Here is a 15417-nt window from a genome sequence, read left to right on the forward strand (position 1 = left end):
CGGCTCCTTACTCAGGCTGCAGTGTGCTCGGCGACGAGCGTGCGGGCCGCGTCGAGGTCGTCGGGGGTCTTCAGGGCGACGGTCGGAACACCCGGCAGGGCGCGCTTGGCGAGACCGGTCAGGGTGCCGCCGGGGCACACCTCGATCAGCGTGGTCACGCCCAGGGCCTTGAAGGTCTCCATGCACAGGTCCCAGCGGACCGGGTTGGCGACCTGGCCGACCAGGCGCGCGATGACGTCCGCGCCCTCGGTGACGACCTGGCCGTCCTTGTTGGAGACGTAGCGCACCTGCGGAGCGGAGACCGTCAGCTCCTTCGCGGCGGCCTCCAGCTTCGCCACCGCGGGCGCCATGTGGTGCGTGTGGAACGCGCCGGCGACCGTCAGCGGGACGACCCGGCGGACACCCTCGGGCTTGTCCGCCTCCAGGGCTGCCAGCTGCTCCAGGGTGCCGGCGGCCACGATCTGGCCGGCGCCGTTGACGTTCGCCGGGGTCAGACCGAGCTTCTCGAGGTGCGGAACCGTCACCTCGGGGTCGCCGCCGAGCAGCGCGGACATACCGGTCTCGGTGATCGCGGCGGCCTCGGCCATCGCCAGACCACGCGTGCGTACGAGACGCAGCGCGGCGGTGTCGTCGAGGACGCCGGCGAACGCGGCGGCGGTGATCTCACCGACGCTGTGGCCGGCGACGGCGCCGGGGGTGATGTCGCCGAGCGCGGCGGCGGACAGCAGTCCGGCGGCCACGAGCAGCGGCTGGGCGACAGCGGTGTCACGGATCTCGTCCGCGTCCGCCTTCGTGCCGTAGTGGGCGAGGTCGAGCCCGATGGCCTCGGACCAGGCCGCGAGGCGGTCTGCGGCACCGGGGAGTTCGAGCCAGGGAGTCAGGAAGCCGGGCGTCTGGGCGCCTTGGCCGGGAGCGACGAGTACGAGCACCCTCACACTCTCTCTTGGGGACGGCTGTCGGCGCCCGTGGGGACTAGGACGAAGAACCGTCAGGGGAATTGTTGGTGTTCGACAAAAGTCTAGGACTGCGAATCTCCGTCGGCCAAGCGCCCCAGGATCAGGGCGATCCGCAGTGTGAACGCGGAGCGGACATCGGAGGGTGACCAGCCGGTGACGTCTGTCACACGTCGAAGCCGGTAGCGCACGGTGTTGGGGTGGACGAAGAGCATCCGTGCGGCGCCCTCCAGGCTGCTCGCCTGCTCCAGATAGACACTCAGTGTTTCCAGGAGCGCCGAGCCCGCTTCCTCCAGCGGTCTGTAGATCTCCTCCACCAGCTGCTCGCGGGCCGACGGGTCGGAGGCGATGGCACGCTCCGGAAGCAGATCGTCCGCCAGAACCGGACGAGGAGCGTCCTGCCACGCCGAGCACGCCTTGAGCCCGGCGGCGGCGGCCTGCGCGGAGCGGGTCGCGGCGAGCAGGTCGGGGACGACGGGGCCGGCGACGACCGGTCCGGCGGCGTACGGCCCGATCAGGGCCTTCGCCACGGCGAGCGGGTTGTCGTTGCCGCCCGCGATGACGACGAGCCGGTCCCCGAGAACACCGGTGAGGACCTGCAGCTTGGCGTGCCGGGCGGCGCGGCGGATCGCCTCGACGGTCAGCTCGCTGTCGCCGTCGGGAGCGGTGCCCAGGACGACGCAGACGTGCTCGGGGGAGTTCCAGCCGAGGGCGGCGGCCCGGGAGACGGCGCCCTCGTCGGCCTCGCCGGAGAGGACCGCGTTGACGACGAGCGACTCCAGACGGGCGTCCCAGGCGCCGCGGGCCTCGGCGGCCTGGGCGTAGACCTGGGCGGTCGCGAAGGCGATCTCGCGGGCGTAGACGAGGAGCGCCTCGCGGAGGATGGACTCGTCGCCGGGGGCGGCGACCTCCTCGATCGCCGTCTCCATGACCTCGATGGTGGTGCGGACCATCTCGACGGTCTGGCGCAGGGTGATCGCCCGGGTCAGCTCCCGGGGCGCGGTGCCGAAGACGTCGGTGGAGATGGCCTGAGGGGTCTCCGGGTGCCGGAACCACTCGGTGAACGCGGCGATACCGGCCTGGGCGACCAGACCGATCCACGACCGGTTCTCGGGCGGCATCGCCCGGTACCACGGCAGCGTCTCGTCCATACGGGCAATGGCGTTGGCGGCGAGCCGCCCGGAGGACTGTTCGAGGCGCTTCAGGGTCGCGGAGTGCGGATGGGAGGCGTTCGTCGGTTCAGACACGGACTAAGGGTGCCTCATCGGGCCGCGGGCGTGTGGCTCCGGGTGCGACGATACGTCCCACTGGGTCCCCGCCCGCCCGGCGGAACGATCGCCCACGACCGGCGGGGCCGGGGATACCGTGACCCCGTGATTCGTATTCAGCGCGCCGCCGACCGCTACCCCGGTGGCGACCCCGCGGCAGGGATCGAGACCCGCCACGCCCTCTCCTTCGGCGCGCACTACGACCCCGACAACCTCCGCTTCGGCGCGATCCTCGCCTGCAACGAGGAGCGGCTCGCTCCGGGCGCCGGGTTCGACGAGCATCCGCACAGCCACACCGAGATCGTCACCTGGGTCGTCGAGGGCGAGCTGACCCACCGCGACTCGACCGGGCACACCACCGTCGTCCGCCCCGGGGACGTCCAGCGGCTCAGCTCGGCGGCGGGCGTGCGCCACGAGGAGCGCAACGACGGCGACGCACCGCTGGTCTTCGTCCAGATGTGGCTCGCGCCGCTGGAGCCGGGCGGCGACCCCTCGTACGAGATCGTGCGCGGCATCGCCGACTCCACCCCGTACGCGCTCCCTGAGGCGGCCTCGATGCTGCACGTCCGCCGCCTGGAGTCCGGCGAACGCGCCGCCGTCCCGGACGCGGACTTCGTCTACGCCCACGTGGCGCGCGGCACGGTCCGCCTGGCCGGCGAGGAACTGGCCCCCGGCGACGCGGCCCGCATCACCGCCGCGCGCGACCTGGCGGTCATGGCCACGTCCGACACGGAGCTCCTCCTCTGGGAGATGCGCGGGCCCTGAGCCGACCCGCATCAGGCACGGCGGGCCCGCCGGACGCGGCCGCCCCCGGGGCCAGGAGCCGACGCCTCCGTTCCCAGCGGCGTCAGCGGCCCACCGCGCTCTTCGCGCGCCACGCCTCCCAGCTCGCGTTCCACGCCCCGTAGCCGTTCCCCTCCGCCACCGTGCCCTTCGTGTCCGCGCCGCGGATCTCGAACGGGTCGCCCGGGCGGACCTGGGCGTAGAACCACGCCGCGTCGGCGTCGCTCATGCCGATGCAGCCGGAGCTGCGGTTCGCGCGGCCGAAGTACTTCGCGTTCCACGGCGCCGCGTGGGCGTACATGCCCGACCAGGTGAGCCGCATCGAGTGGTCGACCATCTTGTCGTAGGCGTCGCCGAGCCCGACCGTCTCCGAGTTCATGTTGATCGTGCCCTCCTTCGCCATCAGCACCGCCGTCCCCCGCCACGACCGCTTGTCGCCGCCTGGCGTCCCGCCCGACACGGGGATCGTGCGCACCGCTCGCCCGTCCCTCTCCAGCACCAACTGCTTCCGGTCGAGGTCGACTTTCACCACCTGCGCCCCGCCCCCGACCGTGAAGCCGGTGCGGTAGTCCCGTACGAACCAGCCTCCGCCCGAGTCCGTCCCGTTGAGCGTCGCGTCCAGCGTGACCTTCGTACCCGGCTTCCAGTACTCCCGCGGCCGCCAGTCCACCCGGTCCTTGCCCGAATAGTCCTTCAGCCAGCCCCAGGATCCGATCGTGCCGTTCGACGTCGTCACCTTGAGCTGCTTCTCCACGTCCGCCTTGTTGGTCACCGGCCGGTCGAAGACGATCGAGAGCGGTTGCCCGATCCCGACCGTGGTGTTCTTCCCGGGCGCCAGCGTCAGCTTGTTGACCAGCGAGGCCTTCGCCGTCGAGAACGTCGACCGGGCCGTCGTCTCCTTGCCCCCGGCCGTACGGGCCGTCGCATCCACGCGGTACGAGGTGCCCGGCGCCGCCTTGCGGTCCGAGACCCACGACGCCCCGCCCGCCGCGGTACGGCCCGTCAGGACGCCGCCGTCCGTGTCCACGACCTTCACCGTCGTCAAGGTGCCGCCGGTGGCGGTCACGGTCACCGTCCGGCCTGCCGCCGGAGTCACCACGGTCACCTTCGCCGGCGCGTCCTGGGCATCCGGAGCCTTCGTCCCGTCCGTCGCGCGGGGCGCGCCCACCGCCCCCGCCGAACAGGCGGCGAGCGAGCCGCAGAGCGCAAGGGCCGCCAGCGCCGGGCGTATTCGGGTGCGGGCACGGGTGCGTACGGACATCACGGAAGCCTCCGGAAAAGATGTGGGATGCCCGGACTGTAGGCCGCCGAAAGCACGCGGAACGCTTTGTGACAAGGGCTGCAGAGAAACGGTCATCGTCCGGTCACACGTGACGCGCGGCACGGTCAAGGACGGCTGTGAGCATCCTGTGCGCCCCACGACCGAGGGGCGGAACAAGGAGGCTCACGTTGTGTCAGCCCTGCTCGTGACGGCCGCACCCCCGCGGACCACCCGGCTGGAGCCCGTCACCCCCCAGGCGTACCGGACCTTCCTCGCGACGGTGGGCGCGGGGCACGGCCCCAGCTTCCTCCAACTGCCCTCCTGGGCGGACGTCAAGGACGGCTGGCGTCCGCAGTTCCTCGGCTGGGGACCGGGAGACGGCACGCTCACCGGCGGCGCCCTCGTCCTGCTGCGCCCGTTCCCCGGGACCCGCAAGTACTTCGCCTACCTCCCCGAAGGACCCGTCGCCGACTGGTCCGACCCCGACATGGACGGCTGGCTGACCCCGCTGCTCCAGCATCTGCGGGCAGCCGGCGCCTTCGCCGTACGCATCGGGCCCTCGCCCGCCTTCCGCAGCTGGAACGCCCGCACCCTCAAGGCGCACACCGGGGCCGGCCGCCGTCTCGCCGACGTCCTCGCCGACGAGGTCGACCCGCTCGGCACCGCCGTCGCCGAACGGCTCCGCTCCCGCGGCTGGCGCCGCTGCGGCGGCGACTCCACCAGCGACTCCGACGGCGCCGACGCCCAGCCCCGGCACGTCTACCGGGTCCCGCTCGCCGGCCGCACCACGGACGACCTGTGGAACGGCCTCAACCAGGAGTGGCGGCGCAACGTCCGCAAGGCCCGCAAGTCCGGCGTCGAGATCGTCGTCGGCTCGGCCGCGGACCTGCCCGAGTTCTACCGGCTCCTGGGGATCACCGAGAAGCGCGACGGCTTCCGGCTCGGCCGCTCCCTCGCCTACTACGAGCGGCAGTACGCGGTCCTCAACGCCGAGGAACCCGGCCGGATGAGGCTCTATCTCGCCCGTCACGAGGGCGAGACCCTCGCCGCCCACACGATGATCACGGTGGGGCGGCGGGTCTGGTACCAGACCGGCGCCTCCGCCGACCACCGCCGCGAGGTCCGCCCCTCCAACGCCCTGCAGTGGCGGATGATGCTCGACGCCCACTCCGCCGGGGCCGACGTCTACGACATGCGCGGGATACCCTCCACCCTTGACCCGGACGACCGCGCCCACGGTCTGCTGCGCTGGAAGCTCGGCACGGGAGGGCAGGCCGTCGAGACGCTGGGGGAGTGGGAGACACCGTTGGCCGGCACGACGAACCACGCGCTGTACCGGGCCTTCCAGGCGTATATGGCCCGCCGATGACGGCGACGGTCACGGAGCCGAAGCCGCACTCGTCCTCGATGCTGCGCAGCGGCGCGCTGATGGCCGCCGGGTCGCTGGTCTCGCGCGCCACCGGCTTCGTCCGCTCCGCGATCGTCGCCGCGGCCCTCGGCATCGGAGGGATCGCCGACGGGTACGCGGTCGGCAACTCGATCCCCACCATCGTCTACATGCTGCTCCTGGGCGGCGCCCTCAACGCCGTCTTCGTGCCCGAACTGGTCAAGGCGGCCAAGGAGCACAAGGACGGGGGCGTCGCCTACACCGACCGCCTCCTGACGGTCTGCGTCCTCGCGCTGCTCGCGCTGACGGCGAGCGCGGTACTCGCCGCGCCCGCCATCGTCGACGCGTACACCGACTACACCGGCGCCCAGGAGTCGATGACGGTCGCCTTCGCCCGGTACTGCCTGCCGCAGATCTTCTTCCTCGGGCTCTTCACCCTGCTCGGGCAGGTGCTGAACGCACGGGGCAGGTTCGGCGCGATGATGTGGACGCCGGTCCTCAACAACGTCGTCGTCATCTCCGTCTTCGCGCTGTACCTGGTGACGGCCGACGGCGGGGCGCTGACCGGCCGGGAGACGGCGCTGCTCGGCTGGGGCACGACGGCGGGCATCGCGGTCCAGGCCCTCGCGCTCGTCCCCTCCCTGCGGGCGGCCGGCTTCCGCTGGCGCCCGCGCTTCGACTGGCGGGGCAGCGGACTCACGACACCACTGCGGTCGGCCGGGTGGCTGGTGCTGCTCGTCCTCACCAACCAGGCCGCGTACTGGGTGACGACGAAGCTGGCGACGGCCGCGGGGACGCGGGCGGAGGAGCTGGGGGCGGGCGGGGGCTTCGGCTTCGCCGCGTACAACAACGCGTATCTGCTGTGGGCCGTCCCGCACGGCATCGTCACCGTCTCCCTGGTGACGGCCCTGCTGCCCCGGATGAGCGGGGCGGCGGCGGACAGCGACCTGGCGGGGGTACGGAAGGACGTCTCGTACGCGCTCCGGACCAGCGCGGCGGCCGTCGTACCGGCGGCCTGCGCGCTGTTCGCGCTCGCTGCGCCGTTGATGAGCGTCGTCTTCCAGCACGGCGTCACCGACGCCGGCGACGTCCGGGCGATGGCCTGGATCCTGATGGCCTTCGCCCCGGGACTGATCGCCTTCTCCGGCCAGTACGTCTGCACCCGCGCCTTCTACGCCCTGCGCGACACCCGCACCCCGTTCCTGCTGAACCTGGTGATCACCGGCCTCAACGCGGGCCTGTCCCTGACCGCGTACGCGCTCCTCCCGCCGACATGGGCGGTGGCAGGCGTCGCGGCCGCGTACTCCCTGGCGCTGTGGGTGGGCTGGGCGCTGACGGCGTACGTGCTGCGCCGACGGCTGGCCGGGACCGGGCCGGGCCGGGCCGGGGGCGCGCTCGCGCGGTTGCTCGTGGCGGCCGTACCGGCGGCCGGGCTCGGGCTGCTCGTCGCCCACTCGACCGCCCCCGCGGGCTCTCCCGCGGCGGCCGCGGTCGGCGGTCTCGCCGTCCTCGCCGTCTTCGCCCTGCTGGCCCGCCCGCTCGAGCTCACGGAAGTACAGGCCCTCCTGGCGGGCGCGAGCCACCGCGTGCTCGCCCTCGTCCGACGCCGCTGACGACCCCTCGCCCGACGCGGCCGACGCACTTCTTCGCTCTCCCCCGTCCCGCGGGGGAGCCCTTCGACCCACTTTGGGATACTGCTCGAATGCCTCGCGTGCTCCTCATAGAAGACGACCCCTCCGTCCGCGAAGGGGTCGAACTCGGGCTCCGACGCCGTGGGCACGAGGTGCGGACCGCCGCGACCGGGGAGGCCGGGCTCGCCCTGCTCGGGGAGTTCCGGCCCGATCTGCTGCTGCTCGACCTGATGCTGCCAGGCATGAACGGCGTCCAGGTCTGCCGCCACGTCCGCGAGACCAGCCAGCTGCCGATCATCATGCTCACCGCGCGCGGTGACGACTTCGACGTCGTCGTCGGCCTGGAGGCCGGAGCCGACGACTACATCGTCAAGCCCGCCCGTACCGAGGTGATCGAAGCCCGCATCCGGGCCGTGCTCCGGCGCATCGAGGAGCCCGGCGCCGGGCGGCCCGCCGTGGAGTTCCACGGGGAGCTCGCCATCGACCGGGTCGGCCTCACCGTCGCCAAGTCCGGCGAGCGCCTCGCCCTCGCCCCCTCCGAGCTCAAGCTCCTGCTCCATCTGTCCGCCGCCCCCGAGCAGGTCTTCAGCCGTCAGCAACTCCTCGAACACGTCTGGGAGCACAGCTACCACGGCGACGCCCGCCTCGTGGACGCCTGCGTCCGCCGCCTGCGCAACAAGATCGAGGACACCCCCGGCGCCCCTCGCTACATACAGACCCTGCGCGGCTTCGGCTACCGCTTCGGGCCGCTGTGAGCCGCCGCCGCGCCCTGCGACGCCGCATGAGGCCCTTCGGGCTCCGCACCCGGCTCGTCCTCGCCTTCCTCCTCGTCGCCGCCGTCGGCTGCGGCACCACCGCCGCCCTCACCTACCGCGCCGCCCGCAACGCCATCCTCGAACAGGCCCAGAACACCGCTGTCTCCGCCTTCCGCGAGCAGGTGGACAGCATCAGCGTCGACCTGCCGCTCAAGCCGGAGGCCCTGCGCGGCGACCTCCTCCGGATCGCCCGGCAGGGCAAGCCCCGCCCCTGGCGCGTCTACGCCGAGTACGGGAACGTCAGCGTCTCCTCCAGCGACCGCCCCACCTCCACGGTCATCACGCCCGAACTCCGCTCCCGCGCCCGGGCCTCCACCCACGGCAGCTTCCAGCGGGTGGTCAAGAGCGGCAAGCCCTACCTCACCATCGCCGTCCCCACCGTCTTCAGGGCGCACACCCCGGCCACCGCCGTCCACCGCACCGGCGTCGTGCTCTACGCCGTCATGGAACTCGACGAGGAGGAGGCCAACATCGAGGCGATGGTCCTCGCCGCCCGCGACGGAGCCCTGCCGGCCCTCGCCGTCGCCCTGATCCCGGCCCTCCTCGCCGCCCGCAGCGTGCTCAGGCCGGTACGGGAACTACGGCGTGCCGCCGACTCCATGGGACGCGGCCGGCTCGACACCCGTATCGAGACCAAGGGCAGCGACGAACTCACCGACCTCGCCCACGCCTTCAACGAATCGGCCGCCGCCCTCGAACGCTCCGTCGTCGAGCTCCGGAACGCCGAGGCCCGCGCCCGCCGCTTCGCCTCCGACGTCTCCCACGAGCTGCGGACCCCGCTCGCCGGGATGCTCGCCGTCACCGAGGTCCTCGACGAGGACGCCGACGGCCTCGACACCGACACGGCCAGGGCGGTACGGCTCATCAGCGCCGAGACCGGCAAGCTCGCCGTGCTCGTGGAGGACCTCATGGAGATCTCCCGCTTCGACGCGCGCGCCGCCGAACTCCATGTGGACGAGGTGGACGCGGCCGACAGCGTCCGCAAGACCCTCCAGCACCGCCACTGGACCGACCCCGCCCTCGTCCGCTCCGAACTGCCCGTCGGCGTGCGAGCCCGGCTCGACCCGCGCCGCTTCGACCTCGTCGTCGCCAACCTCGTCGGCAACGCGCTGAAGCACGGCGCACCGCCGGTGACCGTACGGATGTGGGCCGACGGCGACTGGCTGGTCACCGAGGTCGCCGACCGGGGGCCGGGCATCGCCGACGAGGTCCTGCCGCACGTGTTCGACCGCTTCTTCAAGGCGGACCAGGCCCGCGCCCGCTCCGCCGGCAGCGGCCTCGGCCTCGCCATCACCCTGGAGAACATCCGCCTGCACGGCGGCACCGTCACCGCCGCGAACCACCCCGACGGCGGAGCCGTCTTCACGGTGAGGATCCCGCGATGAGGCGGCCCGGGACGAGGCGCGGGATCCGGCTCGGCGCGCTCCTCGCGGGCGGGCTCGCGCTCGCGGGCTGCGGGATACAGCAGAGCGACGTGGTGGAGGTCGGCGGACCGGCGACCGTCGCGGTCGCCCCGGGCGAAGGCGGCCGCATGCTGCTCTTCTACGTCGACGCCGACGGCGGCCTGATGCCGGTCGCCCGCGAGATGGGCGGACCGATCGACGGCTGGGACGACTACCGGATGCCGGTCGGCACGCCGCCGCCCACGTACCCGCTCGGCAGCGGGATCGCCGGCACCAAGGCGCTCGCCGCGCTGCTGGCGGGCCCGAACAAGGAGGAGAAGGCGGCCGGCCTCGCCACCCGGCTGCCAGGGCCGGGCGGGCGGACCGACAAGGGGATTCCGTACATTCTGCCGCGTCACGACACGACCGGAGCGGAGCGCACGCTACGGATCCACGTCCCCTTCCACGTCGGCGAACTGGACGGGGTCGCGATTCGCCAGCTGGTGTGCACGGTCGCCTACAACGAGGAGACCGACGGCCGGACGGCAGTCGTCCTTGCGGGACCGGACGGCTCACTCCCCGCCGAGCGCTGCGACGACCTCAGGGTCGGCACCGCCGTGACGGGGCCGTCCGAGAGCCCGGACGCCACCGCGCGGGAAACGGGCACGGGCGGTACGGGTCGGACGGGAACGGGCGGTACGGATCCCTCGGGCGCCACGCATCCGGAGCCTTCCACGACGAGCGCGCAGCCCCGGCAGACGCCTACGCCCTGAGCTCCGCGAGCACCGCGTCCGTGAACGGCGGCCATGCCTCGACCGCCCAGGGCCCGAAGGCCCGGTCCGTCAGCGCCACGCACGCGGCGCGCGCGTCCGGATCGATCCACAGGAACGTGCCCGACTGTCCGAAGTGCCCGAACGTACGCGGCGAGGACGAAGCCCCCGTCCAGTGCGGCGACTTGGAGTCCCGGATCTCGAAGCCGAGCCCCCAGTCGTTGGGCCGCTGGTGGCCGTAGCCGGGCAGGATGCCGGTCAGACCGGGGTACGTCACCGACATGGCGTCGAGCACCGTACGGGCGTCGAGCAGCCGGGGCGCCTGCACCTCCGCGGCGAACCGCACCAGGTCGTCGACCGTCGAGACGCCGTCCTTCGCGGGCGAGCCCTCCAGCGTCGTCGAGGTCATCCCCAGCGGCTCCAGGACCGCCTGGTGCAGATATTCGGCGAACGGGATGTCCGTCGCCTTGGCGACATGGTCGCCGAGCGCCTCGAACCCGGTGTTGGAGTAGATCCGGCGCGTGCCCGGCGCGGCCATGATCCGCTGCTCGTCGAAGGCCAGACCCGAGGTGTGGGCCAGCAGGTGGCGGACGGTCGCGCCCTCCGGCCCGGCGGGCTCGTCGAGGTCGATCGCCCCCTCCTCGTACGCGACGAGGACGGCGTAGGCCGCCAGCGGCTTGGTGACGGAGGCGAGCGGGAACCGCTGCCCGGTGGGGCCATGAGCCCCTGCCAGGGTGCCGTCCGCGCGTACGACAGCGGCGGCCGCGGTGGGGACGGGCCAGTTCTCGATCATCGCCAGGCTCTGCAGGGACATGCGACCGAGCCTACTTGCTTGGAGTGCACTCGAAGGTTCTAGCGTGGGGGTCATGAGCGTGATCGAGAGCACGACCCGGCCGCACGGGCAGGACCGCTACACGATCAGCGAGGTGGCCGCCCTGACCGGGCTCACGGCGCACACCCTGCGCTGGTACGAGCGGATCGGGCTCATGCCGCACGTCGACCGTTCGCACACCGGCCAGCGCCGCTTCGCCCAGCGCGATCTGGACTGGCTGGCCTTCGTCGGCAAGCTCCGGCTGACCGGGATGCCGGTCGCCGCGATGGTGCGTTACGCGGAGCTGGTGCGGGAGGGCGACCACACCCGGGACGAACGGCGCGAGCTCCTGGAGACCACCCGGCGGGACGTGCTCTCCCGGATCGGCGAGCTCCAGGACGCGCTCGCCGTGCTCGACATCAAGATCAGCCACTACGGAATCCACCCGGACCAATGCGGAGGCCCCACCTCATGAGCAGGATCGACACCGTACGGCTCGGCGGCCAGGACGGACCCGAGATCGGCGTCCAGGGCTTCGGCGCCATGGGCATCAGCGAGTTCTACGGCGACACCGACGAGGCCGCCGCCCGCGACACCCTCGACGCGGCGCTGGAGGCCGGCGTCACCCTGATCGACACGGCGGACGTCTACGGCAGCGGCGCCAACGAGGAGTTCCTGGCGCCCTTCGTCGCCGCGCACCGCGACGAGATCACCCTCGCCACCAAGTTCGCCATCGAGCGTCGCGCCGACGACCCGCACCACCGGGGGATCCGCAACGACCGCGCGTACATCCGCCAGGCCGTGGAGGCGAGCCTGCGCCGCCTCGGCATCGAGACGATCGACCTCTACTACATGCACCGTCGCGACCCGGAGATCCCCTTCGCCGAGTCGGTCGGGGCGATGGCGGAGCTCGTACAGGAGGGCAAGGTCAGGCAGCTCGGCCTGAGCGAGGTGACCGGCGCGGAGCTGCGCGAGGCGTACGCGGTGCACCCGATCGCCGCCCTCCAGTCGGAGTGGTCCCTCTTCTCCCGCGACGTGGAGCGCAGCGCGGTCGGCGCGGCTGCCGAGCTGGGCGTGACCTTCGTGCCGTACTCGCCGCTGGGCCGGGGCTTCCTGACGGGCGCCTTCGCGGACGCCTCGAAGGACCTGTCGGGCGGCGACTACCGCCAGTACCAGCCCCGCTTCACCGGCGAGAACGCGGCGAAGAACGCGGCGCTCCTGGAGCCGGTTCTGAAGATCGCGGCGGCGCACGGGGCCTCGGCGGCGCAGATCGCCCTGGCGTGGGTCCAGCAGCGCGCCACGGTCCACGGTCTGACGGTCGTCCCGATCCCGGGCACCCGCAAGCGCACCCGCCTGGAGGAGAACGCGGCGGCGACCCGGATCACCCTGACCGAGCAGGAACTCGCGGAACTGGAGCCGATCGCGGCGCAGGTCGCGGGGGACCGCTACCCGGACATGAGGTCCACGTCGGCGGCGCGCGAGTAGCGCGGGAGCAGGGGGAGGGGGTCCCCGTCCCGGGGGTCCCCCTCCCGGGTGTCCGGGTCCGGGTGTCCGGGTGTCCCCCTCCCGGGGGCACCCCTCACGCCAGTCCCAGGGCGAAGACCGCGAAGCCCGCCGCGAGGAGGCCTGCCGCCGTGCGTCGGGTCCGGCCCGTGCCGGTCCACGGGGACTCGAAGCCGCGTGCGTACCGGCCGATCAGGACCAACAGACCCGCGAACAGCGGCATCCAGGCCAGCCGGGCAAGGATCCACCCCACCGAGTCGGGCGCGACGACCAGGCCCGGGACCTCACCGACGTACGAGGCGGGGATCGCGGCGGCGAGCATCGCCGTCTGGTGCCAGCACAGGATCGTCATCGCGGACAGGTTGACGACGACGACCGGTGCCCACAGCGCGGGCCGCCTCAGGAACTTGCCGAGCCGGTCGCGGAGCAGGATCGCCGCGCCGCTCTGCGCGGCGGCCAGGGCGAGGACGAGCAGCGACGGCGGGTGGGAGTTGGTGCGGGCCTCGCCGGGGACGCCGACCATCGACGCGGGGTAGCCGAAGGCGAGCAGCAGGGCGGCGAAGAGCGCCGCGCCGCCGAGCAGCAGCCCCCAGGCGTGCCGCCGGGTGACCCGGCCCTCGCCCCAGGAGACGCCGAGCTGGTAGGCGAAGAGCCAGCCGGGCAGGATGTTGAGCAGGCTCAGCCAGGACGGCACGGCGTCGGCGTACGGCCCGTAGCGCAGGAAGTCGACGACGGCGACCGAGACGAGCAGCGGGGCCGCCGCCCACACGCCCGCCCGGCGGGCGGCACGCACGCACAGCGGGGTCAGGGCCGTGACGACCGTGTACACCCCGACGAACCACAGCGGCTGGATCACCAGCGTGGACGCCGTCCGCAGCGTGTCGCCCGGCACCCCGAACCCGTAGTGGAGGAGCGGCAGCAGGAGCGCCCAGACGGCCGTCACCCCGAGGACGGGCCGGCCGAGCCGGGCCAGGCGACCCTTGAGCCAGTCGCCGGTGGAGCCCTTCCGCTTCCGGTACGAGAGCACGGAGGCGTACCCGCCGACGAGGAAGAAGATCCCCAGCATCTGCAGGATCCAGCTGACGGGAGCGAGTCCGCCGAAGGTGCCGAGCGGGCTGGCGTTGTGGAGAGCCCCGTCGGAGGAGAGCGTGAACCCGCCGAGCAGCCAGTGCCCGGTGGGCACGGCGAGCAGAGCGAGGGCGCGCAGCCCGTCGATCGCCCGGTCGCGGTGGACGGGTGTGCGGGCCTCGATGCGTTCGACGAGCGCGTTCATCGGACATCCCCCTGGGCGATGGCGGCGAAGGTACGGAGGGACTGCGTGCCGGGCGCGAAGTAGCCGTTGTGGCCACGGGCGTCGTCGGCGGGGACGTGCCGGGCGCCGAAGGCGGGGTCGGCGGGGTCGGCGCCGTGGCCGAGCCCGGCGAACTCGACGTTGGGGACGCGGTCGATCCAGTCGGACGGGTCCTTGGCGGCCCACACCCGGGCGGAGGTGCGCAGTTCGCCGACGTTCGCGGCGCGCATCCCGGGGGAGCCGAAGACGACGAGGTCCTTGGCCTTGAGGTCCTGGGCGGCCAGGCCGCAGACGACGGAGCCGTAGCTGTGGCAGAACACGGACGGGGCGGGGGCTCCGATCGCGTCCAGTCCGTCGGCCAGCCGGTTGAGCCGCTCCGCGCCGGCCTCGGCGAGGTCCCCGGTGGCGGCGTCGAGGCCGACGCCGACGGGGGTGGTGTAGCCGGCCCAGGAGATGACGGCGGTGCGGCCGTGCGTGGCCCGGCGCAGGGCCTCGGCCATGTCGGTGAGCGGCCGTACGTTCCCGGCGTCGATGTCCGAACCGGGCACGATCACGGCGATGCTGTCGGCCTCGGCGAGGTCGCCGTGGACGAGGGCGATCTGGCCCCGGCCGCGCGGGTCGGAGGCGAGGACCTGCTGCCCGGCGTACTGAGCGCCGAGGGTACGGGCGTTCGCCTCGTACCGCAGTCGCAGCGGAGCGCCGTCGAGGTTGCCGACGACAGAGGGGTGCTCCCGCACGAGTGCCTGCTGCCGACCGGGCGTCAGGCCCTGGAAGAACGCGGCGACTTGGGAGGGCGACATCCGCTCCGGGTCGGGCAGCCCGTCCGCCCGCCAGGCCTCCGTGCCGATCGGGGCACCCGTGACGACCTGCTGCGCACTCGCGGAAGCCCAGCCGGCCGTCCCGGCGATCACCGTCGTGGCGAGCGCGGCGGCGACCAAGGTCCTCGTGTAGCGGCGCATAAGGGCCCTCCCTCTTCGTGTCTCTCGTCCGTGGCGAGAGGAAGGTAGGAAGAGGACGGGTGACGACACGTCACACCGGAGGGCCAACTCCCGGCTGATACCGGGGTAGGGGGCGGACGAGGGGCGGGCACCAGGGCGGGGGTGGGGATTTCCCCCGGTGGGGTGGGGGCGCGGGGGAGGGGCTGTCCCCAGGGCCGGCGCGCGGGCGCGGCGGGGCGGTCCTGTCCCATGGGTGGACTGCGCGCCGGGTGCACCCGCCGCGCAGGGCCGCACCGAGCGCCTGCTGGGCGGGCCGCGCCGTCGAAGGCGGGCGGCACCGCGATGGACGCCAACGGCCCGCCCTCGGGGCCGTCGCGAGCCCCTGCCGGGAGGGGCTACCGGGAGGGGCTACCGGGAGGGGCTGCGACGGCGAAGGCCGAGGGCAGCGCGGTGGACGCCAACGGCCCGCCCTCGGGGCCGCACCGAGCTTCTGCCGGGAGGGGCTACCGGGAGGGGCTGCGACGGCGAAGGCCGAGGGCAGCGCGGGGGGCACCGACCGGCCGGCACCCTCGCGCCCGAGCGCCTCGCCTCGCCGGAGGCAAGGGCCCTGCGCGGCGCGAGCCG

At 73.3% G+C, this 15417-nt stretch carries 14 protein-coding genes; 8 read left to right on the top strand and 6 right to left on the bottom strand.

Annotated elements, in window-relative coordinates; all coding sequences use genetic code 11:
• Window positions 1-11: 11 nt before the first annotated feature.
• Together ACFC0D_RS20395 and fasR are read right to left on the bottom strand one after the other, a co-directional pair.
• The gene (locus tag ACFC0D_RS20395) at window positions 12-929 is read right to left on the bottom strand and encodes an ACP S-malonyltransferase (RefSeq protein WP_376437664.1); all 918 of its coding nucleotides are present in this window, start codon (window positions 927-929) and stop codon (window positions 12-14) included.
• Window positions 930-1018: 89 nt separating this feature from the next.
• On the bottom strand, window positions 1019-2200 hold the full coding sequence (fasR, locus tag ACFC0D_RS20400) for a fatty acid biosynthesis transcriptional regulator FasR (protein WP_376437667.1): 1182 nt from the start codon (window positions 2198-2200) through the stop codon (window positions 1019-1021).
• Between the two features lie 126 nt (window positions 2201-2326).
• Here fasR and ACFC0D_RS20405 point away from each other — a divergent pair, with 126 nt between their 5' ends.
• A complete protein-coding gene (locus ACFC0D_RS20405) occupies window positions 2327-2986 on the top strand; it encodes a pirin family protein (protein ID WP_376437669.1) in 660 nt (219 codons plus the stop codon).
• A gap of 82 nt (window positions 2987-3068) precedes the next feature.
• Here the strand turns inward: ACFC0D_RS20405 and ACFC0D_RS20410 are convergent, their stop codons facing one another.
• Window positions 3069-4265, bottom strand: a complete 1197-nt coding sequence (locus ACFC0D_RS20410) for an Ig-like domain-containing protein (protein WP_376437672.1) — start codon at window positions 4263-4265, stop codon at window positions 3069-3071.
• Between the two features lie 190 nt (window positions 4266-4455).
• Between ACFC0D_RS20410 and ACFC0D_RS20415 the strand changes: the two genes are divergently transcribed.
• The 5 genes from ACFC0D_RS20415 to ACFC0D_RS20435 all read left to right on the top strand — a co-directional run bounded on the left by ACFC0D_RS20415 (window position 4456) and on the right by ACFC0D_RS20435 (window position 10253).
• Window positions 4456-5634 (top strand): lipid II:glycine glycyltransferase FemX, encoded by a 1179-nt coding sequence (locus tag ACFC0D_RS20415; RefSeq protein WP_376437674.1) that lies wholly within the window; start codon window positions 4456-4458, stop codon window positions 5632-5634.
• Complete coding sequence (gene murJ / locus ACFC0D_RS20420; protein ID WP_376437677.1) at window positions 5631-7265, top strand: murein biosynthesis integral membrane protein MurJ; 1635 nt, start codon at window positions 5631-5633, stop codon at window positions 7263-7265. The genes ACFC0D_RS20415 and murJ overlap by 4 nt, the downstream gene beginning before the upstream one ends.
• A gap of 89 nt (window positions 7266-7354) precedes the next feature.
• A complete protein-coding gene (locus ACFC0D_RS20425) occupies window positions 7355-8038 on the top strand; it encodes a response regulator (protein WP_376437680.1) in 684 nt (227 codons plus the stop codon).
• A 26-nt stretch (window positions 8039-8064) separates the two neighbouring features.
• A complete protein-coding gene (locus ACFC0D_RS20430) occupies window positions 8065-9483 on the top strand; it encodes an ATP-binding protein (protein ID WP_376437683.1) in 1419 nt (472 codons plus the stop codon).
• Window positions 9480-10253, top strand: a complete 774-nt coding sequence (locus ACFC0D_RS20435) for a hypothetical protein (RefSeq protein ID WP_376437686.1) — start codon at window positions 9480-9482, stop codon at window positions 10251-10253. The genes ACFC0D_RS20430 and ACFC0D_RS20435 overlap by 4 nt, the downstream gene beginning before the upstream one ends.
• Here ACFC0D_RS20435 and ACFC0D_RS20440 read toward each other — a convergent pair.
• Window positions 10243-11064, bottom strand: coding sequence for a serine hydrolase domain-containing protein (locus ACFC0D_RS20440; RefSeq protein ID WP_376437689.1), 822 nt, complete (start codon window positions 11062-11064; stop codon window positions 10243-10245). The genes ACFC0D_RS20435 and ACFC0D_RS20440 overlap by 11 nt on opposite strands.
• Before the next feature lie 52 nt (window positions 11065-11116).
• Here ACFC0D_RS20440 and ACFC0D_RS20445 point away from each other — a divergent pair, with 52 nt between their 5' ends.
• Entirely contained in the window at window positions 11117-11536 is a 420-nt protein-coding gene (locus ACFC0D_RS20445; protein WP_376437692.1) for a MerR family transcriptional regulator, read from the top strand.
• Window positions 11533-12546, top strand: a complete 1014-nt coding sequence (locus tag ACFC0D_RS20450) for an aldo/keto reductase (RefSeq protein ID WP_376437695.1) — start codon at window positions 11533-11535, stop codon at window positions 12544-12546. Before ACFC0D_RS20445 ends, ACFC0D_RS20450 begins: the two co-directional genes overlap by 4 nt.
• A gap of 94 nt (window positions 12547-12640) precedes the next feature.
• Here ACFC0D_RS20450 and ACFC0D_RS20455 read toward each other — a convergent pair whose 3' ends face one another.
• A complete protein-coding gene (locus tag ACFC0D_RS20455) occupies window positions 12641-13837 on the bottom strand; it encodes an acyltransferase (protein WP_376437698.1) in 1197 nt (398 codons plus the stop codon).
• Window positions 13834-14814 carry an alpha/beta hydrolase gene (locus ACFC0D_RS20460; protein WP_376437700.1) on the bottom strand — a complete coding sequence of 327 codons (981 nt, stop codon included), beginning with the start codon at window positions 14812-14814 and terminating at the stop codon, window positions 13834-13836. The genes ACFC0D_RS20455 and ACFC0D_RS20460 overlap by 4 nt, the downstream gene beginning before the upstream one ends.
• Window positions 14815-15417: the final 603 nt, after the last annotated feature.

It is taken from the genome of Streptomyces sp. NPDC056222, from assembly GCF_042264065.1.
Classification (GTDB): Bacteria; Actinomycetota; Actinomycetes; order Streptomycetales; family Streptomycetaceae; genus Streptomyces.

Bases quoted from the DNA above. Each gene is read 5' to 3' on its own strand.
- ACFC0D_RS20430 (WP_376437683.1), top strand. From the start codon at position 8,065: ATGAGGCCCTTCGGGCTCCGCACCCGGCTCGTCCTCGCCTTCCTCCTC.
- ACFC0D_RS20410 (WP_376437672.1), bottom strand. From the start codon at position 4,265: ATGTCCGTACGCACCCGTGCCCGCACCCGAATACGCCCGGCGCTGGCG.
- ACFC0D_RS20425 (WP_376437680.1), top strand. From the start codon at position 7,355: ATGCCTCGCGTGCTCCTCATAGAAGACGACCCCTCCGTCCGCGAAGGG.
- ACFC0D_RS20435 (WP_376437686.1), top strand. From the start codon at position 9,480: ATGAGGCGGCCCGGGACGAGGCGCGGGATCCGGCTCGGCGCGCTCCTC.
- murJ (WP_376437677.1), top strand. From the start codon at position 5,631: ATGACGGCGACGGTCACGGAGCCGAAGCCGCACTCGTCCTCGATGCTG.
- ACFC0D_RS20455 (WP_376437698.1), bottom strand. From the start codon at position 13,837: ATGAACGCGCTCGTCGAACGCATCGAGGCCCGCACACCCGTCCACCGC.
- ACFC0D_RS20450 (WP_376437695.1), top strand. From the start codon at position 11,533: ATGAGCAGGATCGACACCGTACGGCTCGGCGGCCAGGACGGACCCGAG.
- ACFC0D_RS20440 (WP_376437689.1), bottom strand. From the start codon at position 11,064: ATGTCCCTGCAGAGCCTGGCGATGATCGAGAACTGGCCCGTCCCCACC.
- ACFC0D_RS20445 (WP_376437692.1), top strand. From the start codon at position 11,117: ATGAGCGTGATCGAGAGCACGACCCGGCCGCACGGGCAGGACCGCTAC.
- ACFC0D_RS20460 (WP_376437700.1), bottom strand. From the start codon at position 14,814: ATGCGCCGCTACACGAGGACCTTGGTCGCCGCCGCGCTCGCCACGACG.